Consider the following 24,569-nt stretch of genomic DNA (forward strand, 5'->3'; position numbering starts at 1 on the left):
GGCGTGGTCCGACGAGGCGCCGACCGACGCGGTGCGGCCTGGTGCGGTACGGCCCGGTGCGGTACGGACCGAGGTGGCGAGGACGGAGGCGGCGAGGGCCGACGTCGGGTGGGCCGAGCGGCTGGTGGAGCGTGACGGTGTCCGGCTCGTGTGCCGGGACTGGGGCGGGCCCGGCCGGCCCGTCGTCCTGCTGCACGGGCTGGCCGGGCACGCGGGTGAATGGGACGCGCTGGCGGCGGAGTTGAGCACCCGGTACCGGGTCGTCGCGGTCGACCAGCGCGGACACGGCGCGAGCGAGCGCCGCCCGCCGGAGGTCTCGCGTGCTGCCTACGTCGCCGATGTGGTGGCCGTCGTGGAGCAGTTGGGGCTGCGGCGCCCGGTCCTGGCCGGGCAGTCGCTGGGCGGGCACACGGCCATGCTGACCGCCGCCGCGCACCCCGGACTGGTCAGCGGCCTGGTGCTGGTGGAGGCCGGCCCGGGCGGGCCGAACCCGGACGTGGCCGTGGAGGTCGGCGGTTGGCTCGACTCCTGGCCGACGCCGTTCCCCGCCCGCGAGGCGGCCGTCGAGTTCCTCGGCGGCGGGCCGGTCGGCGCGGGCTGGGCGGCCGGACTGGAGGAGCGCGACGGCGGCTGGTGGCCGCGGTTCGACCGGGACGTGATGGTGGACTCACTGGCGGAGCTCACCCAGCGGTCCTACCTGGCGGAGTGGGCGCGGATCGCCTGCCCGACCCTGGTCGTGCTGGGCCAGTCCGGGTTCGTCCCGGCGGCGGAGGCCGAGGAGATGCTCCGGCGGGGCCCCGCCACCATGGCCGTCAGCATCCCCGGCACCGGCCATGACCTGCACCTGGAGCGGCCCGAGGCGCTGCACGGGGTGCTCGCGGAGTTCCTCGACGGTATCGGCTGAGAGGTCCGGCGGGCGGATGGAAACGGCACGGCGCTACTGGTTCGCGCTGCTGGTGTGCGGGGTGCTGCCGGCCGCGTCCGTCGGGCATCCGGCAGCTGCTGAACCTGGCGGTACCGGCCGCTGTGCTGCTCATCGCCGCGGGCGTCGCGTACGGCGTGGGCGTGGGCGTGGGCGTCGGCGGCCGCAGCCACGGCCGGGCCCCGGCTCGGTGAGAGTCGGGGCCCGGCCCTGCGACGGATCCGTCTCGTGAGCGCCTCAGGCGGCGGACCGTGGCCCGGTACGACCGGGCTGCGGCGGCGGCGCGCCCGACCGGTCACCTGTCAGCAGTTGACGACGCTGTGGACCGGGGACCAGTTGCCGTTCGGATCCTGGCTGTGGGCGGGGCCGGTGGAGAACACCCAGGCGCCGCTGGGGCCGTACATGCGGGCAACGGTGTTGGTGGTCTGGTTGTTGTCCCAGGAGCCGGGGCCGGACCAGGTGCTGAAGTAGTAGCGACCGCAGTTGTACATGTCGACCTCGTCACCGGAGTACCAGGTGCCGCGGTAGGCGCACATGTGCTTGTAGTCCGCTCCGCCGCCCGCACACGGGTCGTAGGCGAGGGCCCCGTCACCGGTGAGGTCGCGCGGGTGGTCCTCGCCGGGCACGGTCAAGTACACGGTGGCACCGTCGAGTTGGATCAGGTTGGGGGCGACTTGGGTGCCGCCGGTGGTGGCGAGGTAGCTGTCGGCCTTCTCCTGGAGGGAGGCGGCTTGGTCGGTGGTCAGTCCGGCGGCTCGGGCCTGGGCGGTGAAGGCGGCGGCGCCGGGGGCCGCGGTGGCCTGGCCGCCGCCGATTAGCGCTGTGAAGAACGCCAGGACGGCAGCGCTCAGTAACACCGTGATTCTGGATCGCATCGGGCGACTCCTCGTCAGAGTGGTGTTCGCAGCAGTGGACTGCTGACGGGATGGAGTCTTGTTGCGACGTTCCGTAGCGTCAATGTGGAGAATCAGCCATCATCATGTCCATGGCGAAATCACCTAAGGACCCGACGGCCCACCGTCAGCTCGGCTTCGCCTCCGGCCCGAACCGGTGCCGGTACGCCGACGGCGAGATGCCCGTCTCCCGGCGCACCAGCATCCGCAGGTTGGCGGCCGTGCCCAGCCCGCTGCGGCGCGCGACCACCTCCATCCGGGACTCGCCCCGCTCGATCAGCCGGCAGGCCAGGGCCACCCGTTCCCCGGTGAGCCAGGCCAGCGGCGTGGTGCCCAATTGGGCGCGGAACCGGCGGTGCAGCGTGGCCGGGCTGACCGCCGCGCGCGCCGCCAGCTCGGCGACGGTGAGCGGTGCGTCCAGCCGCTCCTGCGCCCAGGCCAGCAGCGGCGCCAGCGACTCGTCCGGCCGCTCGGGCACCGGCCGCTCCACGAACTGCCGCTGTCCGCCGTCCCGGTGGGCCGCGAAGACCAGTCGGCGGCTCACCGCGTTGGCGATCTCGGCGCCGTGGTCGCGGCGCACCACGTGCAGGCCCAGGTCGAGCGCGGCCGCGCTGCCCGCGGCCGTCAGGATGTCGCCGTCGTCCACGAACAGCACGTCCGGTTCGAGCCGGACGGACGGGAAGCGGGCCCGGAAGTCGTCCGCCCACTGCCAGTGCGCGGTGGCCCGCCGCCCGTCCAGGACCCCGGCCTCGGCCAGCGTGAAGGCGCCGCTGCAGAACCCGACCAGCCGCGCGCCCCGCGCGTGCGCCCGCCGGACGGCCTCCAGTACGGCGGGGCGGCGCGGCACCTCGACGTCGGGCCGGTTCGGGACGATCAGGGTGTCCGCCGTGTCGGCCGCCTCCAGACCGGCGACCCCGGTGAGGGTGAAGAACCCGTCCCGCATCAGGGTGCTGGGCTCGGGGGAGCAGAGCCGGAAGTCGTACAGCTCGCGGCCGACCTCCGGCCTGCGCAGGCCGAACACCTCGGTGGCGCAGCCGAGTTCGAAGGGGTTCGAGTTGGCGTCGACGATCACGACGACCCGGTGCGGGCCGGCCGTCGGGGAGTGCGGCGGAGGCTGCGAGGATCCTTGCGACATGTGCCATTTCTAGCACTCACGCCGGGCGGGCGGGGCGACCCAGGATGGGCGCATGAGCAACCGACCCGTCGCCCTCGACCAGGCCCTGGCCACCTTCGACGCCCTGTGGAGCCCCCGCATCGTCACCCGCGTCAACGACTACGACGTCCGGATCGCCAAGGTCCACGGCGAACACGTCTGGCACGCCCATGACGACACCGACGAGTTCTTCCTCGTCCTCGACGGCGAACTCCGCATCTCGCTGCGCGAATCCGGCGGCGAGCGCACCGTGCTGCTCCCGAAGGGCTCCGTCTTCACCGTCCCGCGCGGCACCGAGCACAGGCCGCAGGCCCCGAACGGCGCCGCGATCCTGATGTTCGAACCCACCGGCACGCCCACCGTCGGCGACCGCCACGACCCCGTCCCGGCCCACATCGACGCGACCACCGGTCACGCCCTGGACGCCTGACGACGCCGGAGCGCCGGAGCGCCAAAGCGCCGGCGGACGGGCGCGGTAGCGTCGACCGCATGAGTGAACTCAGCGACTGGACGTACGTGGTGACGGACATCGAGGTGGACGGCCCCTGGGTGAGGATGATGAACCGATGGACTGTGTAGAGCTGAGGCGGCGCTTCCTGGGCGCCCGTGCTCTGCTCCTCCTGCCCGCGGCCGCGCTGCTTGCCTCCGGCTGCGCGTCGAACCAGGCCCGGGTGGACTCGGAGGACCGGCGGAGTGCCCCGGCTGCCACTGCTGCCGCTACGACCGTGGCGCAGATCCGCACCGATGTCGACCCGTTGAAGCGCCGCTTCCCGCAACTGGGCGAGCTGTCGGCGACGAAGTGGATCGGCCGGACACTGGGTAAGGACGGCGGTTCGGGGGTTCCCGGGCCGACCGACGTGAGCCTCGACGGTTTCGCCCAGGTCGATCCCGCGACGCTCGCGAGCATCACCGGGGGCGGGACGTGGACGGAGCAGGGCATCGACTGTCCCGTTCCGGGCGCACTCGCCGCAGAGCTCGGTGACACCAAGTCGGCGTGGCTGCACAGCGAATCGTTCGACCGGACGGTCACGCAGAGCCAGTACTCGGGGAGCTTCTACTTCGACAAGCGGAACAGCCGGGTCTTCTTCTGCACGGTGAATCCGAAGTCCCGCCTGGACTGATCCGGTTCGACCGACCGGGCCACTCCGTCGAGGCCGTGGGCGCTCCGCTCCCGGGGGCGGCCACGGTCGTGTCAGGGAGCCGGGCTACCGGCGGAAGGCGGCGGGGGTCGGGCCGTTCGGGCGGACGGTGATGCTGTAGGCCGCCCCGCTCGGGCGGGAGTGGAACTCCAGCGGGCCCAGCGGGAGCAGGAGGTCCAGCAGGGCGGTGCTCTCCCGCAGGGCGAACTGGGTGCCCAGGCAGGCGCGGGCGCCGAGGCCGAAGGGGAGGTAGGCGCCGAGCTCGGTGGGGCGGGCGCCGTCGGGGGCGAAGCGGGTGGGGTCGAAGCGCTCCGGGGACGGCCACAGCGCCGGGTCACGGTGGGTGAGGTAGGGGCAGACCAGCACGTCCGTCCCCGCGGCGATGTGGTGGCCGGCGAGCACGTCGTCCTCGACGGCGTGCCGGGGGAGCAGCCAGGCGGAGGGGTAGAGCCGGAGGGTCTCGCTGACCAGGGCGTGCGGGTCGGCGTGCCGGGCGCCGGGGTTGTCGTCGAGCAGCAGGAACAGCCAGGTGAGCGTGGTGGCGGTGGTCTCGTGGCCCGCGACCAGCAGGGTGACCAGCTCGTCGCGGATCAACCGGTCGGTGTACTCGGGGTGTCGGTCGGCGGCGTCGAGCAGGACGCGCAGCACCCCCGGCTCCGGGAGGTCGGCGGCGGCGCGGGCCGCGTCGATCGCGGCCTGGGCGACGGCGTCGATCCGGGCGAGGTCCTCGGCGACGGTGTCCCGGGCGTCGGCGGCGTTGGTGGGCAGCTCCGGCATCGCGGCCACCACCCGTTCCACCGAGCGCAGTTCGGCGTCCGTACGGTCGTCGAGCGGCAGCCCGGTGAGCGCCCGCCAGACGGTGTCCAGGGCGAAGCCGCGCATCTCCTCGGCCACGTCGAAGGTCTCCCCGCTGCGCCGGTACCCCTCCCAGCGCTCGGCGGTGCGGCGCGCGGCGGCGGCGATCCGCTGCTCGTAGCGGCGCATCCCGGTGCCCGTGAACTGGGACTGCAGCAGCCGCCGTTGGCGCTTCCAGGCCTCCCCGGTGGCGGACAGCACGCCGTCGCCGACCAGCATCCGGGCCCGGTGCGAACGCTTCACGTAGCGGTCGGGGTGCCGCCCCAGCACGTGCTGCACCGCGGCCGGATCGGTCACCAGCACGGTCGGCGTCGGCCCGAGCCGGAACGCGGCGATCCCGCCGACGCCGCGCTGCGCCCGGGCGAGCAGTTCGACCAGCTCCGCCTCCTCCGCCCGCCACTCCTCGACGGCCTCGGGGGCCAGTTCCGGCACCGGCACGGTGTCCGTGGTCACGGGTGATGTCCTTCCGCTCTGCTGACGGGTCGTCCGTTTCGACTCTATGCCAGAGCGGACGGGGGTCGGGCTGCACCGAACGGGTGACGGGCCCGACCGGGGTCCGCGCGGCAACCAGGTCTGTCGTGTGCGAACGGGTACCGTGCGGCGGGGCCGTCAGGCCCCGGCTCACCGCGCTGATGGGAGAAACGGATGCCCGGGACCCGGCACATCGGAGGCAGCAGGACCGGTCGAGCGGCCCGATGGCTGGCAGCCGCCCTGCTCGTACCGGCCCTCGCGGCCTGCTCCGGCGGTGGTGGTGGCGGCGGTGGCGGTGGTGGTGGCGGTGGCAGCACCGCATCGACCGGGCAGGGCGGAGGCGGCTCGACCGGTCAGAACGGCGGCACGGGCGGTACGGAGGACACCCGGACCACCGCCCGCGGGGGCGGCGGGGGGTTCGCGGACGCGGGTGAGGTGTCGGCGTCCGCCAGCGGCAGTGGCAAGCTCGCCCAGGTGGGGCTGACGACCACGTCCACCACGACGTTCAAGGCCATCCTCAGCAAGGTCAATGACTGCAGTTCCGGAGCGCAGTACGCGACTCCGCTCAGCGCGGAAGTCACCGTGACCGGTGGCAGCAGCCCGCTGCAGTCGTTCACGCTGTCGTCCAGCAGCTCGGCCGACCGCCCGATCTGCCTGACCGTGACCATCGGGGGTGAGAGCAGGAAGATCAGGGCCAGTGGGACGATCCAGGGCACCGGCGAGACCGGCAACACCGGCAACACCGGCCAGAGCGGGGCCCCGACCGGCGGCGGCACGGGGGCCTCGACCGGGAGCACCCCCTGAGCACGGTGCCGGAGGGGTCCGCCGATCACGATGCCGCGCCGCCGGTCGACACCCGGTTCAACTGGGTCGGTGTGCTGACCTCGGTCGTCGCCCCGACCACCTTCGTCACCGCACTGCTCTTCTTCCTCGGCTTCGCCTACACCGACTCCTTCTACCACTACTTCGGCCTGGACGCCGCCACGCTCGGCTTCTCGACGCCGGACTTCCTGGTCCGTGGTTCCCCCGCGCTGTTCGTCCCGGTCGGGGGCCTGCTGTTCGGGATGCTGCTCGTCGCGCTCGGCTACCACCTCGCGACCAGGCGGGGCGGCTCCGGCTGGGTCCGCCGGGTGTGCCTGGTGCTCGCGGTGGCCGTCGTTCCGCTGCTGGCCCTGGGCTTCCTCGCCGGATTCGAGGCGGTGGACCTGGGCCCGGATGCCGCCCCGCTGTTCATCGGCGGCGCCCTGCTCCTCGCCCTCCTGACCCGGATGCTCTTCGTGCGCACCACAGGAAGCCCGTACCCGCTCCGCGGTGAGCGCACCGCCGTCGCCGTGATCGTGGCGATCGTCGTCCTGTGCTGTTTCTGGGCGGCCACCGGCTACGCCCACACGAAGGGGACCGAGGACGCCCGCAGGCTGGGCTCGCAGCTCGACGAGCGTCCGGCGATGATCGTGGACACCACGGAACCCCTCTACGTGACCTGGCCCGCGGTGCGGGAGGCCCCGTTGGCCGACGCCGGTCAGGGGCAGCGGTTCCATCACCGCTATCACGGGTTCCGACTGCTGGCGCAGTCCGGGAGCCGGATGTTCCTGATCCCGCGCGACTGGACCTGGGACACGGGCAACGTCCTGGTCCTGTCGCTCGACTCCGGCGTCCGGGTGGCCTTCCACCCGGGGTGAGGAACCGGAGGCGTACGGCTGCGCCGCGGTCCGTCCCCCTCGACGGATCGCGGCGCAGCGGCTCAGGGGCGGTCAGTCGGCGCGGCCCGGGCGGGTCACACCTCCTGCCAGAGGGCGGGCACGATCGGCGGCTCCCAGCCGACCTGGGCGGTGTGGCCCTGGATGCAGCGGTAGCTGACGCCGTTGTAGGTGACGACGTCCCCGGCCTGGTAGGTGGTGCCGGGGGTCCAGGCGTTGCCGGGGTCGGGGGTTCCGCTGCCGACGACCAGGGTGAAGCTGGTGGTGTGGGTGGCGGAGCCGGTTCCGGTGACGGTGATGCTGTAGGTGCCGGCCGCCGTGGTGGCCGCGGTGGCGACGGTCATGGTGGCGGAGGCGCCGGACTGGACGGAGGAGGGGTTGAAGGAGACGGTGACGCCGGCCGGGGCGCCGGAGGCGGTCAGGTTGACCGTCTGGGCGGAGCCGGAGGTGGTGGCGGTGGCGACGGTGGCCGTGGCGGAGGCGCCGGGCTTGACCGTGGCGGTGGCCGGGTTCACCGAGACGGAGAAGTCGTTGGCCGGGGTGGTGCCGCCGACCGAGGTCTTCCAGATGGTGTAGGCCACGCCGTTGGCGTTGCGCTTGAGTACGGTGGCGTCGACGTTGGAGGTGGTGTCGCAGGACTGGTGGTAGCAGGAGTCGTAGGACTGCCCGGCCGAGCCGCCCCACTTGGCGGCCTGCGCGGAGGTCTTGACGGCGCTGGCGCCGGCCGCGTAGCCGGAGGTCGGGATGCCGGCCTGCTGGAAGGAGTAGTCGTCGGAGCGGCCCTGGCCCTCGACGTTCTCCTCGGGCTGGAGGTTGAGCGAGTCCCAGTAGGCCTTCATCGGCGCGGAGGCCGCGGAGGTGAGGTTGTTGATGAAGTAGCCGGCGTTGGGCGAGCCGACCATGTCGAAGTTGTAGTAGGCCTTGATCGCGGAGCGCTGGGCGGAGCCCAGCTGGCCGACGTAGTACTGGGAGCCCTGGAGGCCCTGCTCCTCACCGGTCCACCAGGCGAAGCGGAGGTGCCGGGTGAGGGTGGGGTTCTGCTGGGCGAGCGCGAGGGCGTTCTCCAGCAGGACGGCGGAGCCGGAGCCGTTGTCGTTGATGCCGGGGCCGGCCGAGACGCTGTCCAGGTGGGCGCCGAGCATAGTGACCTGGTCGGACGGGCCGCCGGGCCAGTCGGCGATCAGGTTGTTGGACTGGTAGCTGCAGGAGGTGCAGGTCTGCTCGCTGACCTGGAAGCCGGCCGCCTGGAGCTTCCCCTTGATGTACGCCACGGACTGGGTGTGGCCGGCGCTGCCCGCTCGGCGGTTGCCGCCATTCTGGTTGGCGATGGTGTTCAGCTGGGCCAGGTCGGCCTGGACCTTGGCCACGTCGATGTCCGGGGCGGGCCCGCCGGGCGTGCCGCCGCCGACGGTCAGGGTGTACTGGGCGGTGTGGGTGGCCGCGCCGGCGGTGCCGGTCACGGTGATCACGTAGGTGCCGGCGGGGGCGCCGGAGGAGGCGGACAGGGTCAGCGTCGCGGAGCCGCCGGTCTGCACGGAGGAGGGGCTGAGCGTCGCGGTGACCCCGGTCGGGGCGCCGGTGGCGGTCAGGTTGACGGTCTGCGCGGTGCCGGAGGTGACGGCGGTGGAGACCGTCGCGGTGGTCGACGAGCCGGGCTGGACGGAGCCGGCGGCCGGGCCGAGCGCGAGCGAGAAATCGTTGTTGCCGGACGGCGTGCAGGTCGGGTCGCCGCTCTGCGCGGGCACGCTGACGGCGTCCCAGGCGGCCTTGGTGCGGTTGTAGAAGGTGCAGCTCGGGTCGAGGTTCTTGGCCGCGGTCAGGGTGGTGGTGCGGTAGCGCTTGTAGGTCATGCCGCTGGTCTTGAGCAGCATGCCGCCGTACCAGACCTGGCCGGCCTGCTTGACGCCGATGCCGGTGACGCTGGAGTTGTTGCAGGTCGGGCTGTTGGGCTTGCCGCCGCCCGGGTTGGAGCCGTTGGACAGCAGGTAGAACCAGTGGTTCAGCGGTCCGGCGGCCGCGTGCACCTCGGTGCTCGGGATCGAGGAGGAGTAGCAGTTCGGGTCGTTGTTGACCAGCGAGGGCTGGTAGAGGCTGCGGATCGGGCCCTGGCCGACCAGGTTGATCACGCGGCCGACCTGGTAGTCGGGGTAGTCGTAGGGCGCGGGCTCGTTGTTGTACTCCTTGGTGAGCGCGCCGAAGATGTCGCCGGTGCCCTCGCCGAGGCCGTTCTCGTTGTTGGCGCCGCCGGGGGTGTACTGGTCGATGCCGTGGCCGAACTCGTGGCCGACGACGTCCTGGGCGGCTATCCACTCGCCGGCCTGGTTGTGGCCGATCGAGACGGAGCTGCCGTCCCAGTAGGCGTTGACGTCGTTGAGGCCCATCTTGATCGGCCAGCTGCGGCCGTTGCCGTCGTGGCCGTTGCGGCCGAGCCAGTCGCGGAGCATGTCCCATTCCTTCTGGGCCGCCCACATGGCGTCGCCGCAGCCGGTCTCCCGGCTGGACGGGTTGCCGTTGCCCCAGGAGTCGGAGGACTTGGTGAACACCTGGCCGGTGTCGTTGTCGGAGCAGGACAGGCCGGGCCGGCTCGGGTCGCGCAGGGCGTACGAGCCGCCGGAGCTGGTGGTGCTGATGGTCAGCGGGCCGGGGCCGTTCCACTTGCTGTTGACGGTGCCGGCCGCGACGTCGTCGTAGCTGTCGACGACCTCGCCGGTGGCGGCGTCGACGAAGACGTGCAGGTGGCTGGGCGCGGTCTCGGTGCGGCCCTTGAGCACGGTCTCCCAGGCGAGCCGGCCGGCGCCGTCCTTGACCCGGACGACCAGGCGGCGGGACTCGACCTGGTCGACGACGGGCAGCTTGGTCCGCGCGGTCCTCTCCGCGTCGGCCGCGCTGATCTGCGGGGTGATCGAGCCGCCGACCGGTCCGGTGGCGGCCGACTGGAGGCCGCGTACGGTGCCCCTGCCGTCGGCGAGCACCACGGCGTCGCCGCCGACCACGGGCAGACCGCGGTAACTGCGTTCGTAGGAGACGGAGTAGAGGCCGTTCAGCCAGGGGGTGACGGCCTTGCGTTCGTAGGTCTCGCCCGGTCCCTTGGCCAGTGCGTCGGTGCCGGCCGCGGCGGCCGCGTCGGCGGCGTTCACGGCGGCGGCCAGGGCGCTGGGTGGTGCGGGGGAGGGGGTGGGCGCGGCGGTGGCCGTCCCGGCGGTGGCGCCGATCAGGCCGGCCAGTACGGTCAGGGTGGTCGCCGTGGTGAGCAACCGCCCTGGGGAAACTCTGCGTTGCATCGACGCTCCTCGCGAGTGGGGGTCCTCGACCGCGGACGGAAAGGGCTGGTGGCGCACCGCGGGCCGCTTCTGGGGGGACGGCCGTGCGGGCCGTCCGCGCTCGGGTGCCCGAACACTCACATGGCGTCATGCCCGGGTCAATGGCTGGTGCAGGCTCTGCATAGGGTTGGCAAATTCCGTCAAGGTGCGGGTGCCGTTTCGCGTCAAGCTGGGCGTTCCCGCCAGTGGTTGAGACCACCTCATGTACGGGACGGGGAGCCATCGAGTACCGTCCTCCTCGTCGGACTCGTCCCAGGGCCCCGCGTCGGGGGCGTACAGGGGGAGGACAGCCGTGCACCGGAACCGTTCGGCCCAGGCCTCGCCCCCGGACGTCCAGCAGGCGGGCGCCTGGCGGGAGTTCGGCGCCCGGCTGCGGCACTGGCGGCGCCGGGCCGGACTCACCCAGGCACAGCTCGGCGCGGGCATCGGCTACGACCACACCGCGGTCAGCAAGATCGAGCACGGTTCCCGTCGGGTCGCCCCCAGGATGGCCGAGCGGATCGACGAACTGCTGAACGCAGGTGGGGAGTTGGTGGCGGCCTGCCTGCACGCCGAGACCGCCGGACTGCCGCTGCCGGCCCCCTTCGCCCCCGGCCTGCTCCGGCCGCCGCTGCCCGGCGGGGTGCCGGACGGGCCCGCGTCCGCTCCCGGGGCCGTTCCCGGGTTCGCGTCCGCTCGCGGGCCCGCTCCCGTCGACCCGGTCCTGCTCGCCCCGGCCCGACTGCCGGACTACGGACTGCTCTGCCCGCTGCACGACGCCGAGGGCTGCGCCGTCCCGCCGCCGGACGAACTCGCCCTGCTGTACGACGAGTTCCGTACCGCCGACCCGGCCACCGCGCCGCCGCTGGACGCCGCCACCGCGCACGCCCTGGCCGGGCTGCTCGCCGCCCAGCTGCGGGCCGCCGAGACCGGTGCCCTGCCCGGGCTGGTCGCCGCCGTCGAACGCACCCTGCACGTGGTGCTCGCCCGGCTGGCCGCCGCTCCCGCCGCCCGGCGCCGCCCGCTGGCCCGACTGGCCGCCGAACACGCCCATGCCGCCGGGGCGTTGCGGATGCAGGACGGCCGCAACGCCACCGCCATGGCCTGCTTCGACCGGGCGCTCACCTGGGCCGGGCTGGCCGGGGACCGGGCCACCCAGGTCGGCACGCTCAGTGACCTCAGCATCCTGGCCCGGCTGGACGGTGACCCGGTGGCCGCGCTCGGCTACGCCCGGGAGATCGACCGGGTCGCCCCGGAGCGGCCCTGGGCCGGGGCGATGGGCCGGATCAGCCGGGCCAGGGCCCGGGCCCTGACCGGGGACGTGCGCGGTACCGTCCGCGACATCGCGCTGGCCCGGGCGGACCTGGAGCACATCGACGCCCGGGACGAGGCGGACGTGCCGTGGCTGTCCATCGCCTCGATGCGGCTGCGGGTGGAGTCCGCCGCGGCCGCCGCGCTGCGCGACCTCGCCGCCGCGGTGGACGATCCCCGGCTGGCCCGGCGGGCGCTGGCGGCCACCGAGACCGCGCTCGGCCTGCTCGGTCCGACCCAGCTGCCGTCCAGCCGGCTGCTGTTCACCGTCCGGGCGGCCGACTGCCACGCCTGCGCGCACGATCCGCGGACGGCCGTGGACCTGCTGGCGCCCGCCCTGGAGTCGGTGCCGGTGGCCGCGCTGCCCGCGCTGGTCGGGCATGAGCTGCGCGGGCTGCGCGAGCGCCTCGCGCGGTACGGGCCGCGGGCCGCCGACCGGTTGGCGGAGCTGGCCGGGTCCTGAGCCCCCCCGGCGGCCCCCGAGCGCCGGCCCGTCCGCCCCTCCCGCCGAGCGCTGCCCCCCGCCGAGCGCCGGCCCCGGCCTCCGGCCGCCGGGCGCCGAGCGCCGGAGGGGGCGTGGGCGGCGGACCGTACGGGTATCGCGCGCGCCGTACTCCGGCCTATTCCGCCCCGCCCCCGATTGCGCCCCGTTCACGCCCTCGATTTGTCAATTTCGTGTGCAGATCTTCCGCCGATCGGGTTATTCATGGCGTTAACACGTCGAATGACTGACCCCGCCAGCGTCTCCCGCTAGAGTCTCTGACGTTTCCGTTCGTTGGTCCGCGAATAACTAGGGGGAGCGTGCTGTCCGCCATCGCACGCCGGCTCGCCCATCCGCTGCTGCTCCTGGGAGTGTTGTGCACTGCCGTCGCGACACTGCGCTTCCACTGGGCGCCTGACCAGGTCTCCCCGCTCCTGCTGATCGCCGTCATCTGCTACCTGGCGGTGCTGGAACGGGTGATCCCGTACCGGACGGACTGGCATCCGAGCGGGCGTGAACTGCGGTGGTATGGCGTGTACTTCGTGCTGAGCATGGCGGGCGGCGGGCTGGCCCAGGGGTTGGTGTCCGCCCTGGTGGTGGCGCTCGGGCCGGCCCGTCCGGCGCTGCCCTTCGCGCTGGAGATCCCGCTCGCCCTGCTGATCGGCTCGCTCGGGGACTACCTGGTGCACCGCTGGTCGCACCGCAACCGCTGGCTGTGGCGGCTGCACGGCGTGCACCACGTGCCGGACAAGGTGAACGTCGCCAACAACGGCGTCAACCACTTCCTGGACGTGCTGTTCGCCCAGTCCGTGGTCCAACTTCTGCTGGCGATGATCGGATTCTCGGCGGATTCAGTGTTCGTGGTCGGAATATTCGTGATGGCGCAGGGGTATTTCGTCCACGCCAACATCGACGTCCGGATCGGCTGGCTGGGCCACGTCCTGGCCGGCCCGGAACTCCACCGCCTGCACCACAGCACCGACCTCGCCGAAGCCGGCCACTACGCCTCCGACCTGTCGCTGTGGGACCACGTGTTCGGGAGCTTCACCTGGCGGCCCGGTCGGATCCCGGAAGCCGTCGGCCTCACCGACCCGGCCGCGTTCCCGACCACCGGAGAACTCGGCGCCACCCTGCTGCACCCCTGGCGCCGGATGAAGACCACCGAGCAGTCCGTCTGACACCCACCGGCCCGGACCGTCAAGCCCGCCCGACGAGTTCCGCCTCCGACGAGTCCCTGCCCGACGAGATATTTCCGCCTCCGACGAGTTCCCGCCTCACGAGTTCCGCCTTCGGCGAGTCCCCGCCCGACGACTCGCCGACCCGTTCCGTTCCGACCGGTCCCCGGCAGCCGCCCCTGCCCGTGCCCGCGCCGTCCCCGCCACCACCCTCGGATAGGACCATGACCACCTCGCCCTTCGCCGTGCCCTGCGAACGGATCGCGATCACCGGCATCGGCTGCCGCCTGCCGGGACACGCCAACGACCACCGGACCTACTGGCGCAACCTGATCGAGGGCCGGGACTGTCTCACCGACACCCCCGCCGACCGGTACGACACCGGCACCCTGGGCAGTCGGGACCGCGCCAAGCCGGGGCGGCTGATCGGCGGCCGGGGCGGCTACATCGACGGCTTCGACACCTTCGACCCCGCCTTCTTCGGGATCAGCCCCCGCGAGGCCGCCCACATGGACCCGCAGCAGCGCAAGCTCCTGGAGGTGAGCTGGGAGGCGCTGGAGGACGGCGGGCTGCGCCCCGGCGCGCTGGCCGGGCGGGACGTCGGCGTCTACATGGGCGCCTTCACCCTGGACTGGAAGATCCTCCAGTTCGCCGACCTGGACTTCACCACCATCGCCGCGCACACCGCCACCGGCACCATGATGACGATGGTGTCCAACCGGATCTCGCACTGCTTCGACTTCCGCGGCCCCAGCGTCTCGATCGACACCGCGTGCAGCTCCTCCCTGGTCGCGGTCCACCTGGCCTGCCAGAGCCTGCTCCGCGGCGAGACCGAACTCGCCCTGGCCGGCGGCGCCCTGCTGCACATGGCGCCGCAGTACACCATCGCCGAGACCAAGGGCGGCTTCCTCTCCGCCGACGGCCGCTCGCGCGCCTTCGACGCCTCCGCCGACGGCTACGTGCGGGCCGAGGGGGTCGGCGTGGTGGTGCTCAAGCGGCTCTCCGACGCGCTGTGCGACGGCGACCCGGTGCACGCCGTGATCCTCGGCACCGGCGTCAACCAGGACGGCCGCACCAACGGCATCACCGTCCCCAGCGCGGACGCCCAGGCCGCCCTGATCGAACGGGTCTGCGCCGGTGCCGGGGTGCTGCCCGGCAGCCTCCAGTACGTCGAGGCGCACGGCACCTCCACCCCGGTCGGCGACCCGATCGAGGCGGCCGCGCTCGGCCGGGTGCTCGGCATCGGCCGCCGCGAGGGGGAGCGCTGCTACGTCGGCTCGGTGAAGACCAACATCGGGCACACCGAGGCCGCCGCCGGGGTCGCCGGGCTGATCAAGACCGCGCTCGCCCTGCGGCACCGCCGGATCCCGCCGCACCTCAACCTGGAGCGGCCCAACCCGGCCATCGACCTGGCCGCGCTGCCCTTCGACATCCCGACCGCCCCGGTGGACTGGCCCGAGCACCAGGGGCCGGCCCGCGCGGGCGTCAACTCCTTCGGCTTCGGCGGCACCAACGCCCACGTCCTGCTGGAGGAACCGCCGCCGCCCGCCCCCGTCGCCCCCGCCCGGCGACCGGCCGTCACGGTGCTGCCGCTGAGCACCCGGGACGCCGCCGGACTGCCCGAACTCGCCGCCGCCGTACGTCAGGAGCTCGCCGCCGGCGCCTGCCCGGCGGACCTCGGCCACACCCTGGCGCACCGCCGCGAGCACCTGCCCGAGCGGCTCGCCGTGGTGCACACCGGGCCCGCCGACCTGGCCGAGGCGCTGGCCGCCCACGAACGCGGCGAGGCCCACCCCCGGGTCGTCCGGGGCCTGGCCCGGGAGCGCGAACAGCGGCGCCTGGCCTGGGTGTTCACCGGCATGGGCCCGCAGTGGTGGGGGATGGGCCGGGGCCTGTACGAGAGCGAACCGGTCTACCGGGAGGCCGTCCGGGCGGTGGACGCCGAGATCCGCGCCCAGGCCGGCTGGTCCCTGCTGGACGAACTCGGCCGGGACGAGGCCGACTCCCGGATGGCCGCGACCTGGCTCGCCCAGCCCGCCAACTTCGCCGTCCAACTGGGGCTCTCGGCGCTCTGGCACAGCCACGGCGTGCACCCCGACGCGGTGGTGGGCCACAGCACCGGGGAGGTCGCCGCCTTCCACGAGGCCGGGGTCTACGACCTGGCCGACGCCGTCCGGGTGGTGCTCGCCCGCAGCTCGCTCCAGCAGCGGCTGGCCGGGACGGGCTCGATGCTCGCCGTCGGCCTGCCGGAGGCCGAGGCGGAACGGCGGATCCGCCCCTACCGCGACCTGGTCTCGCTCGGCGCCGTCAACAGCCCCTCCGCGGTGACCCTCGCCGGGGACACCGAGGCGCTGCGCGAACTGGCCGCGGACCTCGAACAGCAGGGCGTCTTCGCCCGCCTGCTGGACGTCGAAGTCCCCTACCACAGCGTGCGGATGGACCCGATCCGGGCCGAACTGACCGCCGCCCTGGCCGGGATCAAACCGCAGCGCGCCCGGCTGCCGCTCCACCTCACCGCCCGCGAGGGCCTGGCCCTGGGGCCCGAACTGGACGCCGGGTACTGGTGGGAGAACGTCCGCCACCCGGTGCGCTTCCGGGCCGCCGTCGAGCGGATGGCCGAGGACGGGCTCCGGCTGTTCCTGGAGATCGGCCCGCACCCGGTGCTCGGCCACGCGATCCGCGAGTGCGCCGAGCAGGCGCACACCCTGCCGTCGATCCGCCGGCAGCAGGACGAACCCGAGCGGATCGCCCGCACCCTGGCCGAACTCCACACCCTCGGCGTCGAGTTGAACTGGGACGCGCTGCACCCGGCCGGGCGCCCGGTGCCGCTGCCCGGCTACCCGTGGCGGCGCGAGCGCCACTGGGCCGAGCCCAGGCCGGTCGAGCAGGTCCGGCTCGGGCGGCTCGACCACCCGCTGCTCGGCCGCCGCACCGCCGCCGCCCAACCCACCTGGACCACCGCGCTCGACCCCGAGCGGCTGCCCTACCTGGACGACCACCGGATCGAGGGCCGGGCGGTCTTCCCCGCCGCCGGGTACCTGGAGATGGCCGCCCAGGCCGTCCGCGCGCTGACCGGCGGCAGCCAGGTCGTCCTGGCCGAGGTCGAACTGCACCGGGCGCTGTTCCTCTCCGACACCGAACCCGTCCCCGTCCAACTCGGCTACGCCCCCGAGGACGCCCGCTTCACCATCGCCGCCACCCCGGCCGACGGCGAACCCACCGTGCACGCCGGCGGCCGGGTCCGCACCGGCCAGCGCCGCTCCTACGGCCCCGCCGCCGACCTCGACGCGCTGCGCGGGCGCGGGCAGCACCTCGACGGCCCGGACTGCTACCGGCGCCTGGCCGAGCGCGGCTACGACTACGGGCCGGCCTTCCGCGCCGTCGCCGAGGTCTGGACCGGGCCCGGCGAGGCGCTCGCCCGGATCCGCCCCACCGAACGGCTCGGCCCGGGCGCCGCCGACCACCAGCTCCACCCGGTGCTGCTCGACGCCTGCTTCCAGACCCTGCTCACCACCCGGCTGCACGCCCCCGAGGACGGCAGCGTCCGGCTGCCCGTCTCGATCGAGGAGGTCCGGCTCGACGCCATCGGCGACCGCCCGATCTGGGCGCACGCCACCGTCACCCGGGAGAGCGCCGAGGAACTCGTCGGCGACCTCGCCCTGTACGCCGAGGACGGCACCCCGCTCGGCCGGATCACCGGATTCAAGGTCGCCGACGTCGCCCGGGCGGCCGCCTCGGTCGGCCTGGCCACCATCGACGGCTGGCTCACCGAACTCGCCTGGCAGGACGCCCCGGCCGCGCCGCAGGACGCCCCCACCGGCGACCTGCTGCTGTTCGCCGACGCCGGCGGCCTGGCCGAACGGCTGGCCGCCCTGGCCGCCGGGCGTGGCGCCCGCTGCCACCTCGTCCGGCCCGGCAGCTGGTACGCCACCGGGGACGGCGGGACCACCGTACGGCCCGACTCCACCGAGGACCTCGAGCGGCTGTTCGCCGAACTGGACCCGGCCCACCGGACCGTCGTCCACCTGTGGAACCTCGACCTGCCCGCCCTTGACGACCTCGACCCCGGCGACCCCGGGCAGCTCGACCGGCTCGCCACCCACGGCGCCTACTCGCTGGTCACCCTCGCCCGGGCGCTGTCCACCGCCCGCCCCGACAGCCGGCTGCACATCGTCACCCGCGGCACCCAGGCCACCGGCCCGCAGGACCGGGTCGAACCGCTCGGCGCCCCCGCCTGGGGGATCGGCCGGGTGCTCTGGCAGCAGGAACTCGTCGCCCAGCGCGGCAGCCTGATCGACCTGGACCCGGCCCGGCCGACCGCCGACCAGGCCGCGGACCTGCTCGCCGAACTCGCCGCCGACCGCCCGGCCGACGCCGAACAGGAACTCGCCCTGCGGGCCGGGCGCCGACTCACCAGCCGGCTGCGCCCCGCCGAGGGCCTCACCCGGCCGCTGCCGCCGGTGCTGCGCCCGGACGGCTGCTACCTGGTCACCGGCGCGTTCGGCGCGCTCGGCCGGCTGCTCTGCCGCACCCTGGTGCGGCGTGGCGCCCGGCGGCTGGTCCTGGTCGGCCGCACCGCCCTGCCGCCGCGCGCCGACTGGCACGCCGTCGACCCCACGACACCCGCCGGGGAGCGGATCGCCTTCCTGCGCGAACTGGAGGCGCTCGGCGCCGAACCGCTGATCGCCGCGGTGGACGTCACCGACGGGACGGCCCTCGCGGCCTGGCTCGCCGACCACCGCCGCCGCCAACTCCCGCCCATCCGCGGGGTGTTCCACCTCGCCGGACAAGTCAGGGACACCCTGCTGGCACAGATGGACCGGCCCGCCTTCGACGCCGGGTACGCCCCCAAGGTGGCCGGTGCCCAGCTGCTGCACCGGCTGCTCGCCGACGAACCGCTCGACCACTTCGTGCTGTTCGCCTCCGTCGCCTCGCTGCTCACCACCGCCGGACAGACCAACTACGCGGCCGGCAACGCCTTCCTGGACGCCCTCGCCCACCACCGCCGGGCCCAGGGCCGGCCCGCGCTCAGCCTGGACTGGGGGCCCTGGGCCACCGGCATGATCGAGGAACTCGGCCTGGTCGCCCACTACCGCGACGCCCGCGGCATGAGCTCGCTGCCCCCGGAGGCCGGCACCGCCGTCCTGGAGCGCGTCCTCGGACAGGACCACGCCCAGCTGCTGGTCGCCACCGTCGTCGACTGGCCCACCTTCCTCGCCTGGTACCCCGCCCTGCCGGCCCTGGTCGCCGAGCTCGCGGCCGGCGCCGCCGAACAGGCCCCGGCCGAGACCGGCGGCTTCCTGGACGGCTACCGCGCCGCCGACCCGCGGACCCGCCGGCAGCTGGTCGCCGACCGGTTCACCGCGGCCGCCGCCGCCGTGCTGCGCACCGCCGCCGAGCGGATCACCCCCGACACCCGACTCGGCGCCCACGGCCTGGACTCGCTGCTCGCGATGGAGCTGCGCGCCCGGGTGCACGGCGAACTCGGCGTCGCCCTGCCGGTGGTGGCGCTGCTCAGCAACGGCAGCGTGGCCGACCTGGTCGAGCTGCTCACCGCCGGCCTGGCCGAACAGCTCGCCGCCGAGGGCGGCCCGGAGCACGCCGAGGTCGAACTCCACACCGACGAGGCCCGCTACCCGCTCACCCACAACCAGCAGGCCCTGTGGTTCCTGCGCCAGCTCCACCCGGACGGCTTCGCGTACAACATCGGCGGCGCGGTCGAGGTGCGCGCCGAACTCGACCCGGAGCTGATGTTCACCGCCTTCGCCTTCCTGGTCGCCCGGCACCCCGGACTGCGCGCCGCCTTCACCGCCGAGGAGGGCCGCCCCGTCCAGCGGATCCGCACCGAAGCCGTCGCCGACACCGCGCTGTTCGACGTCGAGGGCCGCCCCTGGGAGGAGATCCACGCGCTGATCGTCCGCGAGTACCGGCGGCCGTACGACCTGGCCGAGGACCCACTGGTGCGGCTGCGGCTGTTCCGGCGCGGACCGGACCGCTGGGTGCTGATGAAGGCCGTCCACCACATCGTCTCGGACGCCATCTCCACCTTCACCTTCATCGAGGAGCTGTTCGAGGTCTACCAGGCGCTGCGCAGCGGCCGCACCCCCGAACTGCCCCCGGTGGCCGCCCGCTACCTGGACTTCCTCAACCACCAGAACCGGTTCCTGGCCGGGCCGCAGGCGCAGCGGATGCTCGACTACTGGCGCGGCCACCTGCCCGCCGAGATGCCGGTGCTGGCGCTGCCCACCGACAAGCCGCGCCCGGCCGTGCAGACCCACAACGGGGCCTCCGAGTTCTTCCGGATCGACGAGGAACTGACCGGCCGGGTGCACGAGTTGGCCCGGGCGCACGGCGCCACCCCGTTCATGGTGCTGCTCGGCGCCTACTACCTGCTGCTGCACCGGTGGTCCGGGCAGCCGGACATCGTGGTCGGCAGCCCCGTCACCGGCCGCACCCAGGAGGAGTTCGCCTCCGTCTACGGCTACTTCGTCAACCCGCTGCCGCTGCACGTGAGCCTGGCCGGGGAGCCGACCGTCACCGAACTGCTGGCCCGGGTGCGGGAGAGCGTGCTCGGCGGGCTGGACAACCAGGAGTACCCCTTCCCGCTGCTGGTCGAGCAGTTGGGCCTCCAGCACGACCCGAGCCGCTCCGCGGTGTTCCAGGCGATGTTCATCCTGCTCACCCACAAGGTCGCCGTGGAGCGCTTCGGCTACCGCCTGGAGTACATCGAACTCCCCGAGGAGGAAGGGCAGTTCGACCTCACTCTGTCCGCCTACGAGGACCGCGCGGACGGCTGCTTCCACTGCGTCTTCAAGTACAACTCCGACCTCTTCGAGCCCGGTACGGTGCAGCGCCTCGCCGCCCACTACCGCAACCTGCTGGACGCCATGACCCGGGCCCCGGAGGGCGAGCCGGTCGGCCGGCTGCGGATGCTGGACGCGGCCGAACGGCGGCTCGTGCTGGAGGAGTTCAGCGGCGCCGCCCGGCGGATCGACCACGACGTGCCGCTGCCCGAGCTGATCGCCAAGGCCGCCGCCGAGCACCCGGAGGCCATCGCGGTGGTCGCCCCGGGCCGGGACGCCGTCCGGCGGCTGAGCTACGGCGAACTGGACCGGCGCTCCCAGCGCGCCACCGCCAGGCTGCGCGAACTCGGCGCCGGTGAGGGCTCGGTGGTCGCGGTCTGCCTGGACAAGTCGCCCGAGCTGGTCACCACTCTGCTGGCGGTCTGGCGGGCCGGCGCCGCCTACCTGCCGCTCGACCCCGGGCACCCGGCGGACCGGCTGGCGCACCAGCTGGCCGACGCCGGAGCGGCCCTGGTCGTGGTCGACGAGCGGTACCGGGCCGCCGCCGACCTGCCCGCCCGGCCGGTCACCCCGGCCGACCTGGACCGGCCCGCCGGCGCTGGCGGGCCGCTGCCCGCCGCCGACCCGGACCGGCCCGCGTACCTGATCCACACCTCCGGCTCCACCGGGCGGCCCAAGGGCGTGCTGGTCCAGCACCGCCAGCTGGCCGCCGCCACGGCGGGCTGGCGGGCCGAGTACCGCCTGGACACCGAGGCCCGGGTGCACCTCCAGATGGCCGGCACCGCCTTCGACGTGTTCACCGGCGACCTCGCCCGGGCCCTCGGCACCGGCGGCACCCTCGTCCTGGTCGACCGCGAACTGCTCTTCGACACCGCCCGGCTGTACCGGGTGATGCGCGAAGAGGCCGTGGACTGCGGCGAGTTCGTGCCCGCCGTGGCCCGCGCCCTGCTGGCCCACTGCGAACGCGAAGGCCTGCGGCTGGACTTCCTGCGGCTGCTGGTGGTCGGCTCCGACTCCTGGAAGGCCGCCGAACACCACCGGCTGCGCGCGCTGTGCGGCCCGGCCACCCGGCTGGTCAACTCCTACGGCCTGACCGAGGCCACCGTGGACAGCAGCTACTACGAGGGCGACGCCGAGGAGCTGGAAGCGGGCCGGATGGTCCCGATCGGGCGGCCCTTCCCGAACAGCGAGCTGTACGTCCTGGACCGCTACGGCGAGCCCGTCCCCGCCGGGGTGCCCGGCGAACTGTGGATCGGCGGCGCGGGCGTCGCGGTCGGCTACCCGAACGACCCGGTCCAGACCGAACAGCGGTTCCGGGTCCTGGACCTGGACGGCACGCCCCGGCGGCTCTACCGCACCGGTGACCTCGGCCGCTGGGACACCGCCGGCACCGCCCACCTGCTCGGCCGGATCGACAACCAGGTCAAGGTGCGCGGCCACCGGATCGAGCCGGGCGAGATCGAGGCCCACCTCACCGCCCGGCCCGAGGTCGCCGAGGCCTGTGTGACGGTCCGCCAGGACGGCGCGGGCGAGGCCGCCCTGGCCGCCTACCTGGTGCCCGCCGAGGGTGTCACGCTCGACCGCCGCGAACTGCGCCGCCACCTCGCCGAACACCTGCCTACCGTGATGATCCCCTCCTACCTCACCGAACTGCCCGCCCTGCCGCTCACCCCGAACGGCAAGGTCGACCTCGCCGCCCTGCCCGAGCCCGCCGCCGACACCGGCGGCGCGCGCCACGAACCGCCCGTCACCCTCTACGAGCAGCGGGTCGCCGCGCACTGGCAGCAGCTGCTCGGGGTGCCCGAAGTCGGCCTCCAGCACGACTTCTTCGAGCTCGGCGGCAGCTCCATCCGGCTGATCGAGCTGATCCACCACCTGCAGACCGAGTTCAACATCAGCATCCCGGTCGGCCTGCTGTTCAAGGTCACCACCCTGCACGGCATGGCCCGCACCGTCGAGCAGATCATCACCGGCGAGGTGGCCGGCGGCCAGCCCCACCTGTGGTTCAACGCCGAAGCGCCCGAAGGCCGTACGGTCTTCTGCTTCCCGCCCGCGGGCGGCCACGGACTGGTCTACCGGCAGCTCGCCGCCGCCCTGCCCGGCCACCGGATCGCCGCCTTCAACTACCTGACCGGCGACGACAAGACCGAGCGCTACGCCGACCTGGTCGAGGAACTGCACCCGGCCGGTCCGTACCGGCTGCTCGGCTACTCGCTCGGCGGCAACCTCGCCTTCGAGGTGGCCAAGGAGCTGGAACGGCGCGGGAGCACCGTCGAATCGGTGCTGCTGGTGGACGCCTACCGGGTCCTGGACGCCTTCGACCTGGGCGAGGAGCACGTGGCCGTCTTCGAGCGGGAGCTCCGGGACCACCTGCACCGCCACACCGGCTCCCGGATCGTCGCCCAGGAGACCCTGCAACAGGCCAGGGACTACCTGGAGTTCTGCAGCCGGACCCCCAACACCGGCAGCGTCCGGGCCCGGCTGGACGTGGTCTGCGAGCGCGACCGGCTGAGCGTCCACACCGGCGGCGAACCCGGCTCCTGGCACGGCGCCTCCACCACCGGAACCGCCGTGCACGCCGGCCACGGCAGCCACGCCGAGATGCTGGACGGCGAGTTCGCCGCCCGCAACGCGGAACTGGCCGCCGCCGTCCTGGCCGGAGGCACCGCCGATGGCCGCTGACCGCGGGCCGGACTGGCCCCGCCGGGAGCGCACCGCCGCCGGCCCGCCCCGGGTGATCGTGATCGGGGCCGGCCTGGCCGGCCTCGCCACCGGCTGCTACGCGCAGATGAGCGGGCTGGAGACCCGGATCCTGGAGAAGCACGTGCTGCCCGGCGGCTGCTGCACCGCGTGGTCCCGGCAGGGCTACCTCTTCGACTACTGCATCGACTGGCTGATCGGTACCGCCGAGGGCACCGGCGCCCACCAGGTCTGGCGCGAACTCGGTGCCCTGGACGGCAAGTCGGTGACCCACTTCGACACCTTCAACCGGGTCGTCGACGAGCACGGCCGGGCCGTCACCTTCCACACCGACCCGGACCGCCTGGAGGCCCACCTGCTGGCCCTCGCCCCCGGCGACGCCGCACCGATCCGGGCCTTCTGCCGCGACCTGCGCCGCTTCGTCGCCCTCGACCTGCCCTGGGACCTCACCCCGCCGCCGCTGCGCAGCACCGCCGAACGGCTGCGCACCCTGCGCACCGTGCTGCCCGCCTTCCGGCTGTTCTGGCGCACCGCGGCCACCCCGATGAGCCGGTTCGCCGAGCGCTTCCAGGACCCCCTGCTGCGCCGGGCCTTCCCCACCATGTTCCTCCAGGAACCGGCCGGCTTCCCGCTGCTGCCCTACCTCTACACCCTGGCGGCCGCCCACACCGGCAACGCGGGCTTCCCGCAAGGCGGTTCACTCGGGCTGGCCCGCTCGGTGGAGCAGCGGTACACCCGGCTCGGCGGGATGATCGACTACCGCTGCCGGGTGGACCGGATCCTGATCGAGGAGGACCGCGCCGTCGGCGTCGAACTGCGGGACGGCACCCGGTACTTCGCCGACCACGTGGTGGCCGCCTGCGACGGACCGACGGTGCTCGACCGGCTGCTGCGCGGCCGCTACTCCAGCCCCGTCACCGACCGGCTGTACGGCGAGCTGCTGGAGAAGCCCGGCAACCTCTACCCGGCGGTGGTCTCCGCCTTCGTCGGACTGGACGGGCCGCTGCCCGAGGGCGAACCGCACTGCACCACCTACCTGTTGAGCCCGGCGGACGCCGCCCGGCTGCCCGGTTCGCTCCAGCGGAGCCTGGTGGTGCAGCTGCGCTCGAACTACGCGGAGGGCTTCGCGCCGCCCGGCAAGTCCGTGCTGCACTGCACCTACTTCAGCGACTACCGGTCCTGGAAGGAGCTGCGGATCCGCGACCGCCGGGCCTACCGGGCGCGCAAGCAGGAAGTCGCCGCGTTCGTCCGGGAGTTCCTGGACCGCGTCCACCCCGGCCTCGGCACCCGGATCGAACTGGTCGACGTCGCCTCGCCGGTGACCACCGAGCGGTTCACCGGCAACACCGGCGGCTCCATCCTCGCCTGGCAGGCCTTCTCCGAGGCCGAGGACGCCGCCAACCGCCTGGTCAACCGGGACCGGATGCGCCTGCCCGGCCTGGCCGGATTCTCCATGGCCGGCCAGTGGGCCTCGCTCGGCGGCCTGATCCGCGCCGCCACCAGCGGCCGGTACGCCGCCCAGTACCTGTGCCAGGAGCTCGGCCGGCCGTTCCGGGCCTGGCCCAGCGACGACCGCGAACCCTGGCACCCGGGCAAGTGGGGCCGGCTGCCGCAACTCGACCGGGCCACCGTCGGAGCACCGGACCGGGGAGCGGCCGAATGAGCGGCAG

At 73.9% G+C, this 24,569-nt stretch carries 13 protein-coding genes; 9 read left to right on the forward strand and 4 right to left on the reverse strand.

Annotated elements, in window-relative coordinates:
• Positions 1-124 precede the first annotated feature (124 nt).
• The gene (locus tag AB0F71_RS19260; protein ID WP_360235608.1) at positions 125-904 is read left to right on the forward strand and encodes an alpha/beta hydrolase; all 780 of its coding nucleotides are present in this window, start codon (positions 125-127) and stop codon (positions 902-904) included.
• Between the two features lie 320 nt (positions 905-1,224).
• Here AB0F71_RS19260 and AB0F71_RS19265 read toward each other — a convergent pair whose 3' ends face one another.
• Both AB0F71_RS19265 and AB0F71_RS19270 read right to left on the reverse strand, forming a co-directional pair.
• Positions 1,225-1,779, reverse strand: a complete 555-nt coding sequence (locus tag AB0F71_RS19265; protein ID WP_360235484.1) for a hypothetical protein — start codon at positions 1,777-1,779, stop codon at positions 1,225-1,227.
• A gap of 163 nt (positions 1,780-1,942) precedes the next feature.
• Entirely contained in the window at positions 1,943-2,950 is a 1,008-nt protein-coding gene (locus tag AB0F71_RS19270; protein ID WP_360235487.1) for a helix-turn-helix domain-containing protein, read from the reverse strand.
• 52 nt (positions 2,951-3,002) lie between these two features.
• Between AB0F71_RS19270 and AB0F71_RS19275 the strand changes: the two genes are divergently transcribed.
• On the forward strand, positions 3,003-3,398 hold the full coding sequence (locus AB0F71_RS19275) for a cupin domain-containing protein (protein ID WP_360235490.1): 396 nt from the start codon (positions 3,003-3,005) through the stop codon (positions 3,396-3,398).
• Positions 3,399-3,534: 136 nt separating this feature from the next.
• Positions 3,535-4,089, forward strand: a complete 555-nt coding sequence (locus AB0F71_RS19280; RefSeq protein ID WP_360235493.1) for a hypothetical protein — start codon at positions 3,535-3,537, stop codon at positions 4,087-4,089.
• Between the two features lie 84 nt (positions 4,090-4,173).
• On the opposite strand, the gene AB0F71_RS19285 is transcribed toward AB0F71_RS19280, so the two are convergent.
• A complete protein-coding gene (locus tag AB0F71_RS19285; RefSeq protein ID WP_360235496.1) occupies positions 4,174-5,415 on the reverse strand; it encodes a cytochrome P450 in 1,242 nt (413 codons plus the stop codon).
• 192 nt (positions 5,416-5,607) lie between these two features.
• Between AB0F71_RS19285 and AB0F71_RS19290 the strand changes: the two genes are divergently transcribed.
• On the forward strand, positions 5,608-6,237 hold the full coding sequence (locus AB0F71_RS19290) for a hypothetical protein (protein WP_360235499.1): 630 nt from the start codon (positions 5,608-5,610) through the stop codon (positions 6,235-6,237).
• A gap of 5 nt (positions 6,238-6,242) precedes the next feature.
• On the forward strand, positions 6,243-7,112 hold the full coding sequence (locus AB0F71_RS19295; RefSeq protein ID WP_360235502.1) for a hypothetical protein: 870 nt from the start codon (positions 6,243-6,245) through the stop codon (positions 7,110-7,112).
• A gap of 95 nt (positions 7,113-7,207) precedes the next feature.
• Here AB0F71_RS19295 and AB0F71_RS19300 read toward each other — a convergent pair whose 3' ends face one another.
• The gene (locus AB0F71_RS19300; protein WP_360235505.1) at positions 7,208-10,411 is read right to left on the reverse strand and encodes a M28 family peptidase; all 3,204 of its coding nucleotides are present in this window, start codon (positions 10,409-10,411) and stop codon (positions 7,208-7,210) included.
• 331 nt (positions 10,412-10,742) lie between these two features.
• On the opposite strand from AB0F71_RS19300, the gene AB0F71_RS19305 reads away from it, so the two are divergent.
• The 4 genes from AB0F71_RS19305 to AB0F71_RS19320 all read left to right on the forward strand — a co-directional run bounded on the left by AB0F71_RS19305 (position 10,743) and on the right by AB0F71_RS19320 (position 24,562).
• Complete coding sequence (locus tag AB0F71_RS19305; protein ID WP_360235508.1) at positions 10,743-12,203, forward strand: helix-turn-helix transcriptional regulator; 1,461 nt, start codon at positions 10,743-10,745, stop codon at positions 12,201-12,203.
• A 338-nt stretch (positions 12,204-12,541) separates the two neighbouring features.
• The gene (locus AB0F71_RS19310) at positions 12,542-13,399 is read left to right on the forward strand and encodes a sterol desaturase family protein (protein WP_360235511.1); all 858 of its coding nucleotides are present in this window, start codon (positions 12,542-12,544) and stop codon (positions 13,397-13,399) included.
• 221 nt (positions 13,400-13,620) lie between these two features.
• On the forward strand, positions 13,621-22,881 hold the full coding sequence (locus AB0F71_RS19315; protein WP_360235514.1) for an amino acid adenylation domain-containing protein: 9,261 nt from the start codon (positions 13,621-13,623) through the stop codon (positions 22,879-22,881).
• Complete coding sequence (locus AB0F71_RS19320; RefSeq protein ID WP_360235517.1) at positions 22,871-24,562, forward strand: NAD(P)/FAD-dependent oxidoreductase; 1,692 nt, start codon at positions 22,871-22,873, stop codon at positions 24,560-24,562. The genes AB0F71_RS19315 and AB0F71_RS19320 overlap by 11 nt, the downstream gene beginning before the upstream one ends.
• Positions 24,563-24,569 lie beyond the last annotated feature (7 nt).

Source organism: Kitasatospora sp. NPDC028055, from assembly GCF_040637885.1.
Classification (GTDB): Bacteria; Actinomycetota; Actinomycetes; order Streptomycetales; family Streptomycetaceae; genus Kitasatospora.